Below are 14,920 nucleotides of genomic sequence, written 5' to 3'. Positions count from 1 at the left end.
ATGAGCCAGCAATCCGCGCATAGGGCACAGACGATGGACCGCACCCTTTTTGCCAAGCTCACAGGCAATCTCGGCGATCAGGCGACGCTTGCGAAACTCGGCACCGCCTTCGCCCAGGTCTATGCCGAGTTCCTGCCCGACATCATCAAGACCGAGACCGGCCTGGATATCAACATCGCCTATGCCGGCTGCCATTCCGGCTCGACGAACGAGCTGATCGCCGGGCTTGGCGGCAATTATGCGCTGGTCAACGGTTCGCTGCGCAACTGGGCCCCGAACTTCATCCTCGGCTGCGGCGCGGGCTTCATCATGACTCTGATGGAGCATATGCTGGGTGCGCGCGCCGAAGATATCGAAGCGCCGGTCGCGCGCCCACTCTCGGTGATCGAACTCGATCTTTCCGTCATGGTGTTCGAAAAGATCGCCAAAGTGCTTCGCTCGGCGGTGAATGCAGCCGGCGGCTTCGAGCCCTATCTCGATCCGCCCTACAATATCGAGGACCGCCCACCCGCCATCGGCGACGACGGCAGCGATTTTGCCGCTGCGATCACGATGACGATCTCGCTCGGCAAGTCGATGTCCCAGATCGCCATCATCGTGCCGCAACGGGATCTGCTGCGCACCGTCGTCAGCACGCCGCGCGCCAAGAACCCGACGGCCGCTTCCGAGACATGGTCGGAGCAGCTCAGCGAGCAGGTCCGTCGCTCGCAGGTGACGCTGGAGGCGCGGATTCGGCTCGAATCACTGACGCTGGAGACCATTTCCAAGCTCGCGGTCGGCGATGTCATTCCCTTCATGGACCATACCGGCGACGTCCGGGTCGAGGTCAGCGCCAACAGCAAAGATCTTTACATCTGCGAATTCGGCCGCTCCGGCGAAAATTATACCGTGCGCGTCAAGGACAACGTCAATTCCGATGACGAGCTTCTTCGACACTTGATGAATTGATCGGCTGGCGTGTGAGCCCACTCACGGCAGCTTGAGGCAAGTTTCAACTGGAATAGTGATTTTCATGGCTACGAAGACGACACAGCAAAGCAGCGAGGAATCGCTGGACATTTCGAACAGCGATGCCGCCTTGGACGAGGCCATCGATGGTCTGCGCGGCGTCCTGAAGAAAGACAATGAAGGCGGCATGCCCGACTTCGAGGCCGACGCATTCGGCGCCGAAACAGGCACGGATCTTTCCGCCTTCGGCGATTTCGGCGGCGACAGTTCCGCTCCCGCTTTCGATGACGGCGAGTTCGGCCTCGCTTCCGCAGCAGCCGCACCGGCTGCCGCCGGCAGCGCGTTGACCGCCAATATGGACCTGATCATGGACATTCCGATCGATGTCCAGATCGTACTCGGCAGCAGCCGCATGCCGGTGTCCGGCCTGATGAGCCTGACCGAGGGCGCCATCATCGCGCTCGACAAGAAGATCGGCGAGCCGGTCGAGATTACCGTGAACGGCCGAAAGATCGGCCGGGGCGAGATTACCGTTCTGGAACATGACGACACCAGATTCGGTATCAAGCTCACTGAAATTTATAACGTGAAGAAAAGCTGAACCCGGCTCAGGATGAGCCCACTCCCCCTTGCGGGACGGAGACGAAGACCATGATGGACTTTGACGATTTCAGCGGCGCGATCGCCGAGAAACCGTTATCTCAGACTGAAAAGGCAGCCGCCGTCCTTCTCGCCATGGGCAAGGAAGTGGCAGGACGGCTGCTGAAATATTTCACGCAGAACGAGCTGCAGATGATCATCGCCTCGGCGCAATCGCTGCGGCTCATTCCGCCGGACGAGCTGGCGCAGCTCGTGGCCGAATTCGAGGATCTCTTCACCGAGGGCGCCGGCCTGATGGACAATGCCAAGGCCATCGAGAGCATTCTCGAAGAAGGCCTGACGCCCGACGAGGTCGACAGCCTGCTCGGCCGCCGTACCGCCTTCCAGGCTTACGAGACCTCCATCTGGGATCGCCTCGGCGAAGCCGATCCGGTCTTCGTCGCCAAGTTCTTCCTGCGCGAGCATCCTCAGACGATCGCCTATGTGCTCTCCATGATGCCTTCGGCCTTCGGTGCCAAGATCCTGCTGCAGCTTCCCGAAGCGCAGCGCGCCGACATCATGAACCGCACGGTCAACATCAAGGATGTCAGCCCGAAGGCCGCGCAGATCATTGAGAACCGCGTGCTCGGGCTGATGACGGAGATCGACGCCGAACGCAATGCTTCCGGCTCCACGAAGGTCGCCGACCTGATGAACGAGCTCGACAAGCCGGTGGTCGACAATCTGCTGAGCTCACTGGAATCGATCAACAAGGAATCGGTCGAGAAGGTTCGCCCGAAGATCTTCCTCTTCGACGATCTGACGCGCATGCCGCAGCAGAGCCGCGTCCTGCTGCTCAACGACATCTCCGCCGACATCCTGACGATGGCGCTGCGAGGGTCCGGCAACGAGATCCGCGAGATCGTGCTCTCGTCGATCAGCCCGCGTCAGCGCCGCATGATCGAATCCGACCTGCAGATGAGCAATGCAGGCATCAATCCGCGCGAAATCGCCATCGCCCGGCGCGCTATCGCCCAGGAAGCCATCCGTCTCGCCAATTCCGGCCAGATCGAGCTCAAGGCCAAGGAAAATACGCCTGTGGAAGAAGCCGCATAGCGCGGCGCGACTCAGGCAAAACATCGTAGACTGACGATCTGAGGGCCGCGCGTCATGCGCGGCCTCTTTCCGTTTCGCAAAGGGCGGCTGCTTTGGCTGACGAAGACAAGGACAGTAAAACAGAAAAACCGACGGAGAAAAAACTCCGCGAGACGATCGAAAAAGGCAACGTCCCTCACTCCAGGGAAGCGACGCTCTTTGCTTCCATGCTCGCGACCGTCATCTACGTCACCTTCTTTCTGCCCGAGCGCATGGGCCGCATGGGCGAGGTGCTGCGCGACCTCTTCGAAAAGCCGGACCAGTGGCAGCTGGAAACAGGCCCGGACGCCATCTCGCTATTCACCCGGGTGGGCTGGGAGGTCGGCAACATGGTGCTGCCGGCGGTAGCGCTCTTCTTCGTCTTCGGCATCGGCGCCTCGATCTTCCAGAACCTGCCGACTCCCGTTCTCGAACGCATCCGGCCACAGTTTTCGCGCATATCGCCCTTGTCGGGCTTCAAGCGCATCTTCAGCGCCACCGGCTTGGTGGAATTCGGCAAATCCCTCGCAAAAATCGTGCTTGTCAGCATCGTCATGTTTTTCGTGCTGCGCAGCCAGTATTTCCATGCGATCGATTCGATGGTGTCCGATCCGCAGACCATCTTGGTGCGTCTCTCGACGATCGTTCAGCGCATCCTGATCATCGTGCTGCTGGCGACGATCGTCGTCGGCATCGCCGACCTGCTCTGGAGCCGGCATCACTGGTTCGACCAATTGAAGATGACGAAACAGGAGGTCAAGGACGAACACAAGCAGTCGCAGGGTGATCCGATCGTCAAGTCGCGCCAGCGGTCGATCGCGCGCGACCGCGCCCGCCGCCGGATGATGAAACAGGTACCGCGCGCCACCCTCGTCATTGCCAACCCAACTCACTTTGCCGTCGCGCTGCGCTATGTGCGCGAGGAAAACGACGCGCCTGTCGTCGTCGCCAAGGGCCAGGATCTCATTGCCTTGAAAATCAGGGAGATAGCCGAGGCCAACAATATTCCCGTTTTCGAGGATCCGCCGCTCGCACGCTCCATGTTTGCGCAAGTCTCGGTTGATAGCGTCATACCGTCAGCATTTTACAAAGCTGTCGCAGAGCTCATCCATCGGGTCTATGCGGCGCAGTCGAATAAAAAACGGGTACGATAACCAGATGAAAAAATGCCCCTACTCTGCCCAACGCGAACAAATATTAGCCGAAGCCATCAGCCCGGTCGCAAGCGAACTGCGCCTCCTCGACGCCGCCGATCTGATTTCGCTGCTGCGCTTCGAACGATATGGCAATCTCGGTGATCTCGTGGCCTCGGCGGCAGAGCTTTATTTTCTTCCGGGCACGGTGAACTTCGGGCTCGGCGGCGACTACAAGCTCGATTGGGGCGGACCGGCGGAAGTGACGCTCGATCTGGAGATCAAGCCACGGGGCATCACCATCTATGCCAAGCTCGCGCTGACGGAACATCATGCGGGCATCGAAATCAACCACATCGCCTTCGACAAGGCTTCGTCCGACCCGCACGAAAATACGGCGCTGCTTGCACGCAGCCTCAGGGATGCACGCTATCTCGTCCGCGGCGAAGCGGCACATGCAATCTGAAAAATCCAGCGGTAGAAACTTGCGAGGATGAGTCGTTTCAGTAAGGCAGCGTCAGCTTATGTAGCCGAAGCGGATCGCCTTTGCGATCGCCTGGATGCGGTTGACGCTATCGAGCTTGATCGTCGCCGATCCGAGATAGGCATTGACCGTATGCACCGACAATCCCAGCTTCTCGGCAATCTCCTCGCTGATGCGCCCGTCGCCGGCGAGCTGCAGACAGGCGATCTCGCGCTCGCTCAGCGCTTCGGCAGCCTGTGACCGGCGCTCATCCAGCGACAGGAGCTCCATCATGATCTGACAGCTGCGGCCGTGCAGCTCGACGATCATATCGCTCGAAAGATCCATGAATTTGGCGGTGAAGACGGTATAGCCGTTGCCAACGGCACCGAGCCGCACCGGAAAGGCGACGCCGGCGAAGGGCAGCAGATGCGGCTTCAGGCGCTGCGTGAAGGCGGCAAAATCCGGCGTCTCGGCCGTGCTGTCGCTATCGCGCCCGTTCCACATCAACGGCAGCAGCGATTTGTCGATATGCTCGATCAACGCTTCGCCATAGGCTTCCACGAAGGATTTGCCGGCGACAGAATGGGCCGAGCCCCAATTATCGAGCTCGCATACCAGGCGCTGCTTGTGCGGCAGGCCGGAGCCGTGCAGCCGATAAACGGCGAAATGCTGCGCATCGATCAGCTTCTGCATCGATACCAGCTTCGGGAACAGGTCGGAGCGCCCGGAGATCCGCTCGGACCGGGTAAGCCGTGATTCGCCCGGCATGTCCGTTGTCCTGTCTGGCTGATAGCGCATCCGGTCGGCCCTTAAACGAGATTGTTGCGCACGGCGAAGGCGATGGCTTCCGAGCGAGTCTTGGTGGCGGTCTTGCGCATGACACTTGTGATGTAGTTGTTGATGGTATTGCGCGAGATCCCGAGAATCATGGCGATCTCGTCGCTCGTCTTGCCTTCGGCAATCCAGAACAGGCACTCCAGCTCGCGCTCGGTCAGATCGAAATCGCGCTCCAGCTTCCCCTCGAAGCAACGCGTGGAACTGGCGAGATAGCCGGCCAGGAGACCGACGTCCCTCAGCCGCTCGGGCGAGAGTATCGCCGTTTCATTGGCCAACAGCAGCAAGGAGAAGCGTGTTCGGCCGACATTGAACGTCAGGGCATGATACCGACGGCCGATGCCATCGGGTAGCGCGACATCCTCCGGCAGAGCCGCCAGGCTCGGCTGAAACAGCGCCATGCATTTTTCCAGCTCGCCGATACGGCCATAACCGCTCGTCAGTTCCGCCGCCAGGCGCCGCACGAGATCGAAGGGCCAATCGGAAGCAATCACGAAATCGAGGCCGCTTTCCTGGATAAGATCGGACCGGACAAGAAGATAATGAGAGGCGCCGGCATAGCCCGCCAGGGCATGAAGACCGGCTTGCAGATAGGCGGGGCCGGAAACGGCATTCAGCTGCAGAATGAGCTGCTCGCGCGATATGGCCCGGGCGGATACGCTCGATCGCGCATCTCTATCGCCTTTGCTTACCTGCGATACCTGCATGTCCATACTTGCATTTCCTGCCGCTGTTGGACGATCGGCCGTCAACGAGAGCATTGTTCCGTCAGAACTCAATCCTTCACCTCAGAGAATTGGCGACGAAACATCGAAGCCGGGTCTTTCTCTACCGCGGCACAGACACATCCCGGCGGGTTCGGGCAGATGAGCATAGGCTCGTCTCTGAATTCGGCATCCGCAATCGCGCCGGCATGCATCGCCGCAACACGATCCGCGAACCATGAACTAATTTTTCCCGCTTCGAAGGCTGCGAACTTAAACGTGCGAAACGCCGAAAATGCGGGCCGATTCGTTCCAATATCCAGGTATTACGCAATAAGCATATTATTTGTAAGTCGATTCTTCATACCCAGCAACGGACAGCCATGGAAATTCCATCTTACGAACACGTCAATTCGGCTTGTAGCGACTATTTGATCACAGGTTCCCAATGATGGTGCGGCAGGGTCGAATGCTACCCACCGGATACGAAAAAGACCGGGAGATTTCCCGGTCCTACCGTCAGGCGGCCTGATCGACGGCCCATTTTCTGAGGATCTTTGCAGCGCGCTCCTCGCTGATTTCCACCATGCGGGACAGGCGGCGCTCCGGCCCTTCCTTGACGCGGCGGTTGAAGGTGCCGGCATCGTCTCCCATCGTCAGCAGATCGTCGGTGCTGTCGAAGCCGAAGTCCGAGCCGAAGCCATCCATGAGAGCCGCGCCGGGGCCGCCCGCCGCCGGTGCGAAATCCGGCAGCTCCAGGCCAGCCGCTTCCGGCAGCGCTGCGCCGCCGTTTGCACCGCCGAGCGAGCGGATCAGCGGACGGAAGCCCATCCAGACGATTAGGACAGCGACGGCGACGAAGGCCAGCGAGTTGATGATACCGGCCATGTTGCGGCTCAACATATCGACGATGCTGAAGCTGGAGGCTGTATCCTCAAGTAGCTGATTGTCGAGGAAATTCATGGCATTGACGGTGACGACGTCGCCGCGGGCCGGATCGACGCCGGCTGCGGTTGCAACGATCTTCTGCATCTCCGCAATATAGGCATCGACCTTCGCCTGGTCGGCACCTTCGCCGAGCATCTGTGCGATACGGCCCTTGTTGACCACCACGGCTACGGAGAGCTTTTCGATCTTGTAGCTGTTGCGGGTCGTGGCCGTCGTCTTGCTGTTGATCTCGTAGTTGGTCTGCTCCTCGCGCTTGTCGGACTGGTCGTTCGACGTCGGCGAGTTGCCGCCGGATTTCGGAGCCGCCTGCGGGATATTCTGTTCGACGGTGGCTGCCGTGTCCGGCTGGCTCTGCTGCGACTTCTGCGCTTCCTTGATTGTGCGGACGGAGCGCTCGACCTTCGAGTCCGGATCGTAGGTGGTTTCCTGCACCTGCTGGCTGTCGGTATTCAACTGCGCCGTCACGCTGGAGCGGAAATTGTCCATGCCGAGGAAGGGCGCGAGGGCCTTGTCGATATTGGATTCGACTTCGTTCTGGACGTTCTGCACAATGCCGAGATTGCGGCTGAGCGCACCGTTGCCGGGATCATCGCCCGATGCGAGCAACTGGCCTGTGGAATCGAGGATGGTCACGTCGTCGACCTCCAGGCCGGGAACGGCCGAGGCGACGAGATGGCGGATAGCCGAAGCCGACTTGCGGGCGGCCTCCGCGCTCGCGCGGATCATGACGGATGCCGTCGGCTTCTGATCCGCTTTCCGGAAATTGCCGACATCCTGCATGACGATGTGGACGCGGGCAGCGCTGATACCGGCGATCGAGGTGATGGTGCGGCTGATTTCACCCTCGAGGGCACGCACGCGGGTAACCTCCTGCATGAAGGAAGTCAGACCGAGCGAGCCGACATTGTCGAAGAGCTCATAGCCGGCCTTGCCGCTGGTGGGCAGGCCGCGCTCGGCGAGAAGCGCGCGGGCCTTGCCGGTCATGCCTGCCGGAACGGTCAGACTGGAACCATCAGTACCGACCTGGAAATTGATCTTGGCTTCAGCAAGCGCGATGCTGATCTGGTTGAGATCGGTCGCGTCCAGGCCGACATACAGCGTTTCCTGTGCGGGCTTGTTGACGTAGAGGGCCGCAAGAAGGATCAGCAGCATGGAGGCGGCGCCCACACCTCCCAGGATCATCAGCCGCGTTCTCCCGAGATTCTGCAGATTCCGAAACAGGGGAACTAATTGATTTAACAGATTCATTCTGTTCTCGCACGATTCGTCAAAGACCTGATGGCTTTGTCACCTGCAGCGAAAATAGAAATCGAAGCTTGTGCGAACGTTTCGTCCGGCCAGAAAAGCCTGGGAAAACGCCGGAAAGAATGGGCGGTTTATATAAGGAAATCAGTATCTATTGCCGGCGGCTGTTAGAAGAAGTCGAAATCGCCGGCAGCCTTTGCCATAGGTTGGGTCATCGGTTGGGCCAAGGGTTGGGAATGCGCGTGAAAACTGCCACCGCCAAGCGCCCTTTGCATCTCCGTGAGCTTGACCAGGCTCAGGGCAGTTGCAAGATCCACCGTCCAGCCCTCGGGCATCGTCCCGGCAATGGTATCGATGAACTCGGCAATGCCGCGCGTCTTCTGCACGGCAAGATCGATGCCCTGGACGACCTTCATTGTCTCGGGCGAGGCCAGTATATTGGCATCGCTGATGTCAAGCAGCTGGGGTTCGACGCGTTCGATCAGATAAGCGATGTCATGCAATTCGGAAACGATGCGCAGAAGGACAGCCGGAAGCGTCTCCTCGGTGGCAGCCGTTTCAACATGCTGAAGGGGGGTCATGCGCTTGCCTCGCTGATCAGAAAAATTCGATCGTGTTGTCGACCGGCTTGGGAGCAACGACCGGGCGCTGCTCCAGCGCTACGGTCTTCTGCGTCTCGGCGCCGGTCAGCGGGTGTTGCCTGGCTCTTCCGGAGATGGGCCAATATTCGATCTTGCGTCCATGCTCGCCGCCCGTGCTGGAACTGACGACCGGTATGCCTTCGTCTTTCAGAAACTGCATGGCGAAAACTGCATTCTGCTCGCCGACATTGGAGAAGGTCGCGATCGTCTTGGCGCCGCCGAAGACTTTCGCCTCCAGCCGATCTCGCCTTGCCCCCTTCTTCAAAAGACCGTTGATGAGAAGTTCCATCAGGTGCACGCCGTAACGTGTCGCATCGCTGCCGCTCATCGGCGAATTCGCCATTCCCGGAAGGAGGAAATGGTTCATGCCGCCGACGCCGGCGATGGGATCGCGCAGGCAGGCCGCCACGCAGGAGCCGAGGATGGTCGTCAACACCACTTCGGGATCGTCGACGACCTTGTACTCGCCCTGAATGATATGCACGCGGCGGGCCGCACCCTCGAGGATCATTTCAATGCTCCGAATACAGCCTCGATGGCTGCTTTCATCTTCTCGATGGTGAAGGGCTTGGCGAGCACGTTGTTGGCCCCGAGCTGCGCCGCCTTCTGGACCAACGCGCGGTCTCCCTGCGCCGTCAGGATGATGAAGGCCGCCTTCTTGGTGGCCGGGTTGGTCCGCACCGCCTGCAGGAGGCCGAGGCCATCCATCTTCGGCATGTTGAAATCGGAGATGACGAGATGATGCGGCTGCTGCTGCATGATCTTCATCCCCTGCTCGCCGTCGCCGGCAGCCGTGATCTGCTTGAATCCGAGCTGCGTCAGCGCGTCGCTCAACAAGAGGCGGCTAGTGACCTGATCGTCAACGATCAGAACTTTGATTTTCTCCGCTAGAGACATTATTCGCTCCCTTCCTTTCGGGCGGCTGTGATTTTCAAAATTTCCTCGCCAATGGCGTTCAGCGGAAATTGCTGTTCGACGGCGCCAAGCTCATGGGCGACCCTCGGCATGCCGTAGACCACACAGGTTTTCTCGTTCTGGCCGATGGTGCGCGCGCCGGCGTGGCGCATCTTGAGGAGACCGGCGGCACCGTCGCGCCCCATACCGGTCAGGATCACGCCGACGGCATTGCGGCCGGCCAGTTCGGCGACCGAATTAAAGAGCACGTCGACGGAAGGGCGATGGCCATTCACTGGCCCGCCGTCTACCAGACGGCAATGGGGTGCTGCGGCATTGCCGACCGTAAGGTGCCTTTCGCCGCCGGGCGCCAGATAAATCTTGCCGATTTCCAGCCGCGCGCCATCGGTCGCTTCCTGGACGATCGGCGCGCAAAGGCGGTTCAGCCGTTCGGCGAAGCTGCGCGTAAAAGTCGGCGGCATATGCTGCGTGATCACGGTCGGCGGACAATTGGCAGGAAACTTCTGCAGGACGTTGATCAGAGCTTCGACGCCGCCGGTCGAAGAGCCGATGGCGACGATCTTGCGCCCCACGCGGAAGTCGGCGACGGCCGTCGGCGGCACGCGCTGGGCGGCGGGCTTGGCATATTGACGCTGCGAGCGGGCAGCCGCCTTCACCTTGTCCGCCAGATCGCCGAAGGGATGCAGCTCGCCCGGCGATGGTTTTCCGACACAGTCGAACGCGCCGATTTCGAGAGCTGCAAGCGTTGCATCGGCGCCCCGATGGGTCATGGTGGAAACCATGATGACCGGCATCGGCCTGAGCGTCATGATCTTTTCCAGGAAATCGAGTCCGTTCATGTTCGGCATCTCGATATCGAGGGTGACGACATCGGGGTTGAGCGCCTTGATGGCGGCCCGCGCTTCCAGCGCATCGCCAGCCTGGCCGATGACGTCGACCTCCGGATCCGCGCGCAGGACGGCGGTGATGAGACCCCGCATGGTCGGCGAGTCATCGACGACAAGAACACGAGCGGGAGCGTTCATGGCTTCCTCCCTCCATTCTTGCCAAGATAGCGATAGGTGGTGATGCCGATATTGTCGAAGACGTGCTTGGCCTCGCCGGCGACGCGTTCGGAGTGGCCGATATAGAGATGGCCGGCATCCTGCAGCTGGCCGGCAAAGCGCGTCCAGATCTTCGTCTGAGTGGGTTCGTCGAAGTAGATGACGACATTGCGGCAGAAGATGACGTCGAACATGCCCTTGAAGGGCCATTGCCCGAGCAGGTTCAGCTCGTTGAAGGTGATCAGCCGCTTGACGCGGTCGTCGATCTGGAATTTGCGGCGGCCCTGGATGCTGACCTCCTGGAACCACTGCTTGCGCATAGTGGGAGAAACCGTTTCGAGCGAAGATTCGTCATAGGCGCCAGCGCGGGCAAGCCCGAGAATCTTGGGATCGATATCCGTCGCCAGGATCTTGAAGTCGAAATCGGCGACGTTCGGCATCAAGGCGAGCACGGTCAGCGCGATCGAATAGGGCTCCTGGCCATCGGAACAGGCGGCCGACCAGATGCGCACCCGGCCCCCCGCCTTGGCGCGCGCCAACAGGTCCGGCAGAACCTCGTCGCGCAGATGATCGAAATGATGATTTTCCCGGAAGAAGCGCGTGAAGTTCGTCGTCAGATGCGACAGCATCTCGCGACGCGCCGCACTTCCCGCCGGCGAGGACACCAGCAGACAGTAGTCGCGAAAGCCGGACAGGCCGAGCGCGCGAATATGCTTCGACAGCCTGGAATAGACAAGCGACGCCTTGCTCTCATTGAGAGAAATGCCCGCATCCGCATAGATCATGGCGGCGATTTCCGAGAGGTCGCGCCGCGTCAGCGGGTATTCGCCGCTCGCCAGCACCTCATCCGGAGACGCCTTGAAATCCATTGCTCCCATCACGCTCATGCAGCCTCGCTTTCACTTTCAGGGAACAATGCTTCCAGTTCGATCAGGCAGATCATGCGGCGATCGATCGCCACGATGCCGCGCGCAAACTGCCGCTCGTGATCGGAGGAAACCTCCGGCGTCGGCTGTATACTGTCGTCGGTAATGGTCAGGATATCCGAAACCGCATCGACCAGCAGGCCGACCACCTTGCGCTTGACCTGGGCCACAATGATCACATGCCGTGCCGTCGGTTCCGCCCGCTTCATGCCGAGCCGGGCCGAGAGATCAACGATCGGCAGCACCGCACCGCGCAGGTTGATGACCCCGAGCATATAGCCCGGCGCATGCGGCATGGCCGTTGCCGGCGTCCAACCGCGAATTTCGCGGACCGACATGATGTCGACGCAGAATTCCTGATCGCCGATGCGAAAGGCGATCAGTTCACGGTTACCCTGGTTCAGGTTCTTGACGGCATAGGACATCATTCACCCCACTGCTGCGTATGATATTTCAGGCTTCAGCGACTGGCCCCGCGAAGCGCCGACCACCGCATCGACATCCAGGATCAGCGCCACGCGGCCATCGCCGAGGATGGTCGCAGCCGCAATGCCCGGGACATGCGTGTAATTGGCCTCGAGGCTCTTGATGACGACCTGGCGCTGGCCCTGGATGGCATCGACCATGAGGGCGCGCTGACCGCCACCTTCCGATTCCACCAGCAGCGCAACGCCTTCGACGGGATTGGCTTGCGTGGCACGGAAGTTCAGGATGCGGCCGACATCGACCAGCGGGCAGAAGCTGTTGCGGATCGAGATCAGGCGATGGTTGGCGCCGAAGGAGTGGATGGCGGAAGCTTCGGGCTGCAGGGTCTCGACGATCGCAGTCAGCGGTACGACCAACGTCTGGCCCGCGACCGTCACCACCATGCCGTCGAGAACGGCGAGCGTCAGCGGCAGGCTCATGGTGAAGACCGAGCCCTGCCCCGGCCTGGAACTGATGTTGATGCGACCGCCGAGGGCCTGGATCGAGCGCTTGACGACGTCCATACCGACGCCGCGGCCGGAAATGTCCGAAATCTTGTCGGCGGTCGAGAAGCCTGGCAGGAAGATCAGGTTATCGACTTCCTCATCGGACAGATTGGCATCGGCCGGGATCAGATCGTTGTCGATCGCCTTCTGGCGCACCTTCTCGCGATTGATGCCTGCGCCGTCGTCGGCAAGCTCGATCAGGATGCGGCCGGAACGATGCTTTGCCGTCAGGCGGACGGTGCCTTCCGGGTTCTTGCCGAGCGCCGAGCGCTTTTCCGGCGTTTCGATGCCGTGATCGACCGCGTTGCGGATCATATGCGTCAGCGGTTCGGCAAGCTTGTCGATGACGGTCTTGTCCACCTCGGTGTTCTCACCCTCGGTGATCAGGCGGATAGACTTGCCCGTCATATCGGCGATTTCGCGGACGATGCGCGACATGCGCTGGAAAACCGGTTTCACCGGTTGCGCGCGGATCGCCATTACGCTGTCCTGGATCTCGCGGGTAAGCTGCTGCAGCTCCTCGAGACCCATATTGATCGAAGAGACGCCGTTATTGTCATTCTCGATGACGCTCTGGGAGAGCATCGCCTGGTTGATGACGAGCTCGCCCACGAGATTGATAAGGCGATCGACGCGATCGAGATCGACACGGATGGTCTGGCCGGCGGCTGCAGCGGCATTGTTCTGCGCGGCCGCGGCGTTGGAAGCTGCTGCGGCAGCAAGGGCGGCCTCCTTCTTCTCGACGCGTGCGGCCGCCGCGGCGAGCTGCGTGACATTGCTTGCGGTTTCCGCAGCCGCAACGGCGGCAGCGACATCGCTCCTCGGCGCCGGTATTTCCTTTCCGCTTTCGGCAGCCAAGGCGGCGCCGTCATCGTCAAGGACCGAAAGATCGAAGGGGACCGGTACCATCGGCAATTCTTCACTGGCCGAAGACCCGCCGCTCGCGGCCGGCTGGACATCGAGATCGCAATCCCATTCGGCAAATTCAAAGACGGTACGGATGGCATCTTCGCCCTTGTCCGTCTTGATCGAGATCGCCCACTTGAAATAGGCGCCTTCGGGATCGATGTCCGGAAGTCCCGGCAAGGCATCCATGTCGCAGAAGATGTTCATCTCACCCAGCCGCGCAAGATCACGCAGCAGCAGCGTCGCATCGTTGCCCTTAGCGTAGAGATCGGACCGCGGCCTGAAGTTGACTTCATATTCCGGCTTGGCATCGACGGCCGGCTCGTCGCTGCCGAAATCATCGTCGAAGCTGAAGGGGATCGGCTGGAAGCCGCTTTCATCGGTCGGCGCAGGCGCGGCCGCGGCGGACTTCGGTGCAACTTCGGCAACCACCGCTGCTGACGGCGCGGGAACGTCGCCGTTAGCCAGCGCTTCCAATTCCTTGACCAGACCGCGGCTGCGCGCCGGATCGACACTGCCGCCATCACGGGCGGCATTGGTGAGATCCGCCAGCACGTCGGCGGCCTTGAGCATGACCTTCAGGACATCCTGGGTCGGCTCCAGCTTGTTGGATCGAACGCAATCGAGCGTCGTCTCGAAAACATGAGCGAATGCGACCAGATCGTCGAGACCGAAGGCACCCGCCCCACCCTTGATGGAATGAACGGCGCGGAAGACGGCATTGACGGTTTCCGGATCACGGTCGCCATCATTCAGTTTCAGGAGACCGGATTCCAGTTCGGCGAGCTGCTCTTCGCATTCCTGGAAGAAAATCTCTTTGATTTCGTTCATGTCCATGAGGGATGGATCCTGTCTAGGCGGTTACGCGCTCGATGGCATCGATCAGCTTGGCGGGATCGAACGGCTTGACGATCCAGCCGGTTGCACCGGCCTGGCGGGCACGGTTCTTCTTTTCCGCATCGCTCTCGGTCGTCAGCACGAGGATCGGAACGGCCCGGTATCTGTCATTGCGGCGGACGCCCTCGATGAAGCCGAAGCCGTCAAGACGCGGCATGTTGATGTCGGTGACGATCACATCGGGATTGGCTTCTTCCAGAATTTCCAGGCCTTCTACTCCGTCTTCGGCCTGAATGGTCTCGAAACCCGCATTGTTGAGGGTGACGAGAAGCATGTTTCGAATGGTCCGTGAATCATCCACGGTCAGAACTTTTTTCTTCATTGCCGGATCTCCTTGGCAAGCAGATGGGAGATATCCACCCCGATCACCTGCATTGTTTTTTGAAATGCATCCGACACCTTGGAGAAGGTGAAGGAGAGCTTGTCCTCATCCCAGGTCTTGGCGGCGGCCATGATAACCTGCACGCACAAGGTCCCGATCCTTTCGACACCGGACGCATCGATCGCGACATTGCTGCCGCGCAATCCCATCAGCGTACCGCGAAGGGCAGAGGCCTCGTTGAGGTCCAGCACCGCGGCCAGACTGATTGTCTTTTCGCCTTTCCTGCTCGGCATCGCGTCATTCCTCGT

General features: G+C 60.4%; 17 protein-coding genes. 5 read left to right on the top strand and 12 right to left on the bottom strand.

Going from position 1 to position 14,920, the window contains the following annotated elements; genetic code table 11:
• The 5 genes from C7U61_RS02870 to C7U61_RS02850 all read left to right on the top strand — a co-directional run bounded on the left by C7U61_RS02870 (position 1) and on the right by C7U61_RS02850 (position 4,260).
• A complete protein-coding gene (locus tag C7U61_RS02870) occupies positions 1–948 on the top strand; it encodes a FliM/FliN family flagellar motor switch protein (protein ID WP_106996605.1) in 948 nt (315 codons plus the stop codon).
• Between the two features lie 64 nt (positions 949–1,012).
• Entirely contained in the window at positions 1,013–1,549 is a 537-nt protein-coding gene (gene fliN, locus C7U61_RS02865; RefSeq protein ID WP_106996604.1) for a flagellar motor switch protein FliN, read from the top strand.
• Positions 1,550–1,599: 50 nt separating this feature from the next.
• The gene (gene fliG, locus C7U61_RS02860) at positions 1,600–2,643 is read left to right on the top strand and encodes a flagellar motor switch protein FliG (protein ID WP_106996603.1); all 1,044 of its coding nucleotides are present in this window, start codon (positions 1,600–1,602) and stop codon (positions 2,641–2,643) included.
• Positions 2,644–2,735: 92 nt separating this feature from the next.
• On the top strand, positions 2,736–3,815 hold the full coding sequence (gene flhB, locus C7U61_RS02855; RefSeq protein ID WP_106996602.1) for a flagellar biosynthesis protein FlhB: 1,080 nt from the start codon (positions 2,736–2,738) through the stop codon (positions 3,813–3,815).
• A gap of 4 nt (positions 3,816–3,819) precedes the next feature.
• Positions 3,820–4,260: a hypothetical protein gene (locus C7U61_RS02850; RefSeq protein WP_106996601.1), complete on the top strand. Its 441-nt coding sequence runs from the start codon at positions 3,820–3,822 to the stop codon at positions 4,258–4,260.
• 51 nt (positions 4,261–4,311) lie between these two features.
• Here C7U61_RS02850 and C7U61_RS02845 read toward each other — a convergent pair whose 3' ends face one another.
• From C7U61_RS02845 to C7U61_RS02790, 12 genes are all read right to left on the bottom strand, one after another.
• Entirely contained in the window at positions 4,312–5,028 is a 717-nt protein-coding gene (locus C7U61_RS02845; RefSeq protein ID WP_106996600.1) for a helix-turn-helix transcriptional regulator, read from the bottom strand.
• A 41-nt stretch (positions 5,029–5,069) separates the two neighbouring features.
• Complete coding sequence (locus tag C7U61_RS02840; RefSeq protein WP_106996599.1) at positions 5,070–5,807, bottom strand: helix-turn-helix transcriptional regulator; 738 nt, start codon at positions 5,805–5,807, stop codon at positions 5,070–5,072.
• A gap of 510 nt (positions 5,808–6,317) precedes the next feature.
• Positions 6,318–7,994, bottom strand: a complete 1,677-nt coding sequence (gene fliF, locus C7U61_RS02835) for a flagellar basal-body MS-ring/collar protein FliF (RefSeq protein ID WP_106996598.1) — start codon at positions 7,992–7,994, stop codon at positions 6,318–6,320.
• Positions 7,995–8,158: 164 nt separating this feature from the next.
• Positions 8,159–8,572 (bottom strand): hypothetical protein, encoded by a 414-nt coding sequence (locus C7U61_RS02830; RefSeq protein ID WP_106996597.1) that lies wholly within the window; start codon positions 8,570–8,572, stop codon positions 8,159–8,161.
• A gap of 16 nt (positions 8,573–8,588) precedes the next feature.
• Positions 8,589–9,143 (bottom strand): chemoreceptor glutamine deamidase CheD, encoded by a 555-nt coding sequence (cheD, locus tag C7U61_RS02825; protein ID WP_106996596.1) that lies wholly within the window; start codon positions 9,141–9,143, stop codon positions 8,589–8,591.
• Positions 9,140–9,529 (bottom strand): response regulator, encoded by a 390-nt coding sequence (locus C7U61_RS02820; protein WP_007695708.1) that lies wholly within the window; start codon positions 9,527–9,529, stop codon positions 9,140–9,142. Before C7U61_RS02820 ends, cheD begins: the two co-directional genes overlap by 4 nt.
• On the bottom strand, positions 9,529–10,572 hold the full coding sequence (cheB, locus tag C7U61_RS02815) for a protein-glutamate O-methylesterase CheB (protein ID WP_106996595.1): 1,044 nt from the start codon (positions 10,570–10,572) through the stop codon (positions 9,529–9,531). The genes C7U61_RS02820 and cheB overlap by 1 nt, the downstream gene beginning before the upstream one ends.
• Positions 10,569–11,477 (bottom strand): protein-glutamate O-methyltransferase, encoded by a 909-nt coding sequence (locus C7U61_RS02810; protein WP_106996594.1) that lies wholly within the window; start codon positions 11,475–11,477, stop codon positions 10,569–10,571. The genes cheB and C7U61_RS02810 overlap by 4 nt, the downstream gene beginning before the upstream one ends.
• Complete coding sequence (locus C7U61_RS02805) at positions 11,474–11,941, bottom strand: chemotaxis protein CheW (RefSeq protein ID WP_106996918.1); 468 nt, start codon at positions 11,939–11,941, stop codon at positions 11,474–11,476. Before C7U61_RS02805 ends, C7U61_RS02810 begins: the two co-directional genes overlap by 4 nt.
• Positions 11,942–11,944: 3 nt before the next feature.
• A complete protein-coding gene (locus tag C7U61_RS02800; protein WP_106996593.1) occupies positions 11,945–14,230 on the bottom strand; it encodes a chemotaxis protein CheA in 2,286 nt (761 codons plus the stop codon).
• A 16-nt stretch (positions 14,231–14,246) separates the two neighbouring features.
• Positions 14,247–14,612, bottom strand: a complete 366-nt coding sequence (gene cheY1, locus C7U61_RS02795) for a chemotaxis response regulator CheY1 (RefSeq protein ID WP_004128526.1) — start codon at positions 14,610–14,612, stop codon at positions 14,247–14,249.
• A complete protein-coding gene (locus C7U61_RS02790; protein ID WP_069611290.1) occupies positions 14,609–14,905 on the bottom strand; it encodes an STAS domain-containing protein in 297 nt (98 codons plus the stop codon). Before C7U61_RS02790 ends, cheY1 begins: the two co-directional genes overlap by 4 nt.
• Positions 14,906–14,920 lie beyond the last annotated feature (15 nt).

The sequence above is a fragment of the Rhizobium sp. JAB6 genome (assembly GCF_003024605.1).
In the GTDB taxonomy this organism is placed as follows: Bacteria; Pseudomonadota; Alphaproteobacteria; order Rhizobiales; family Rhizobiaceae; genus Rhizobium.
The sequence above is the reverse complement of the archived record's forward strand: the minus strand, read 5'-3'. Positions and strand labels throughout refer to the sequence as shown.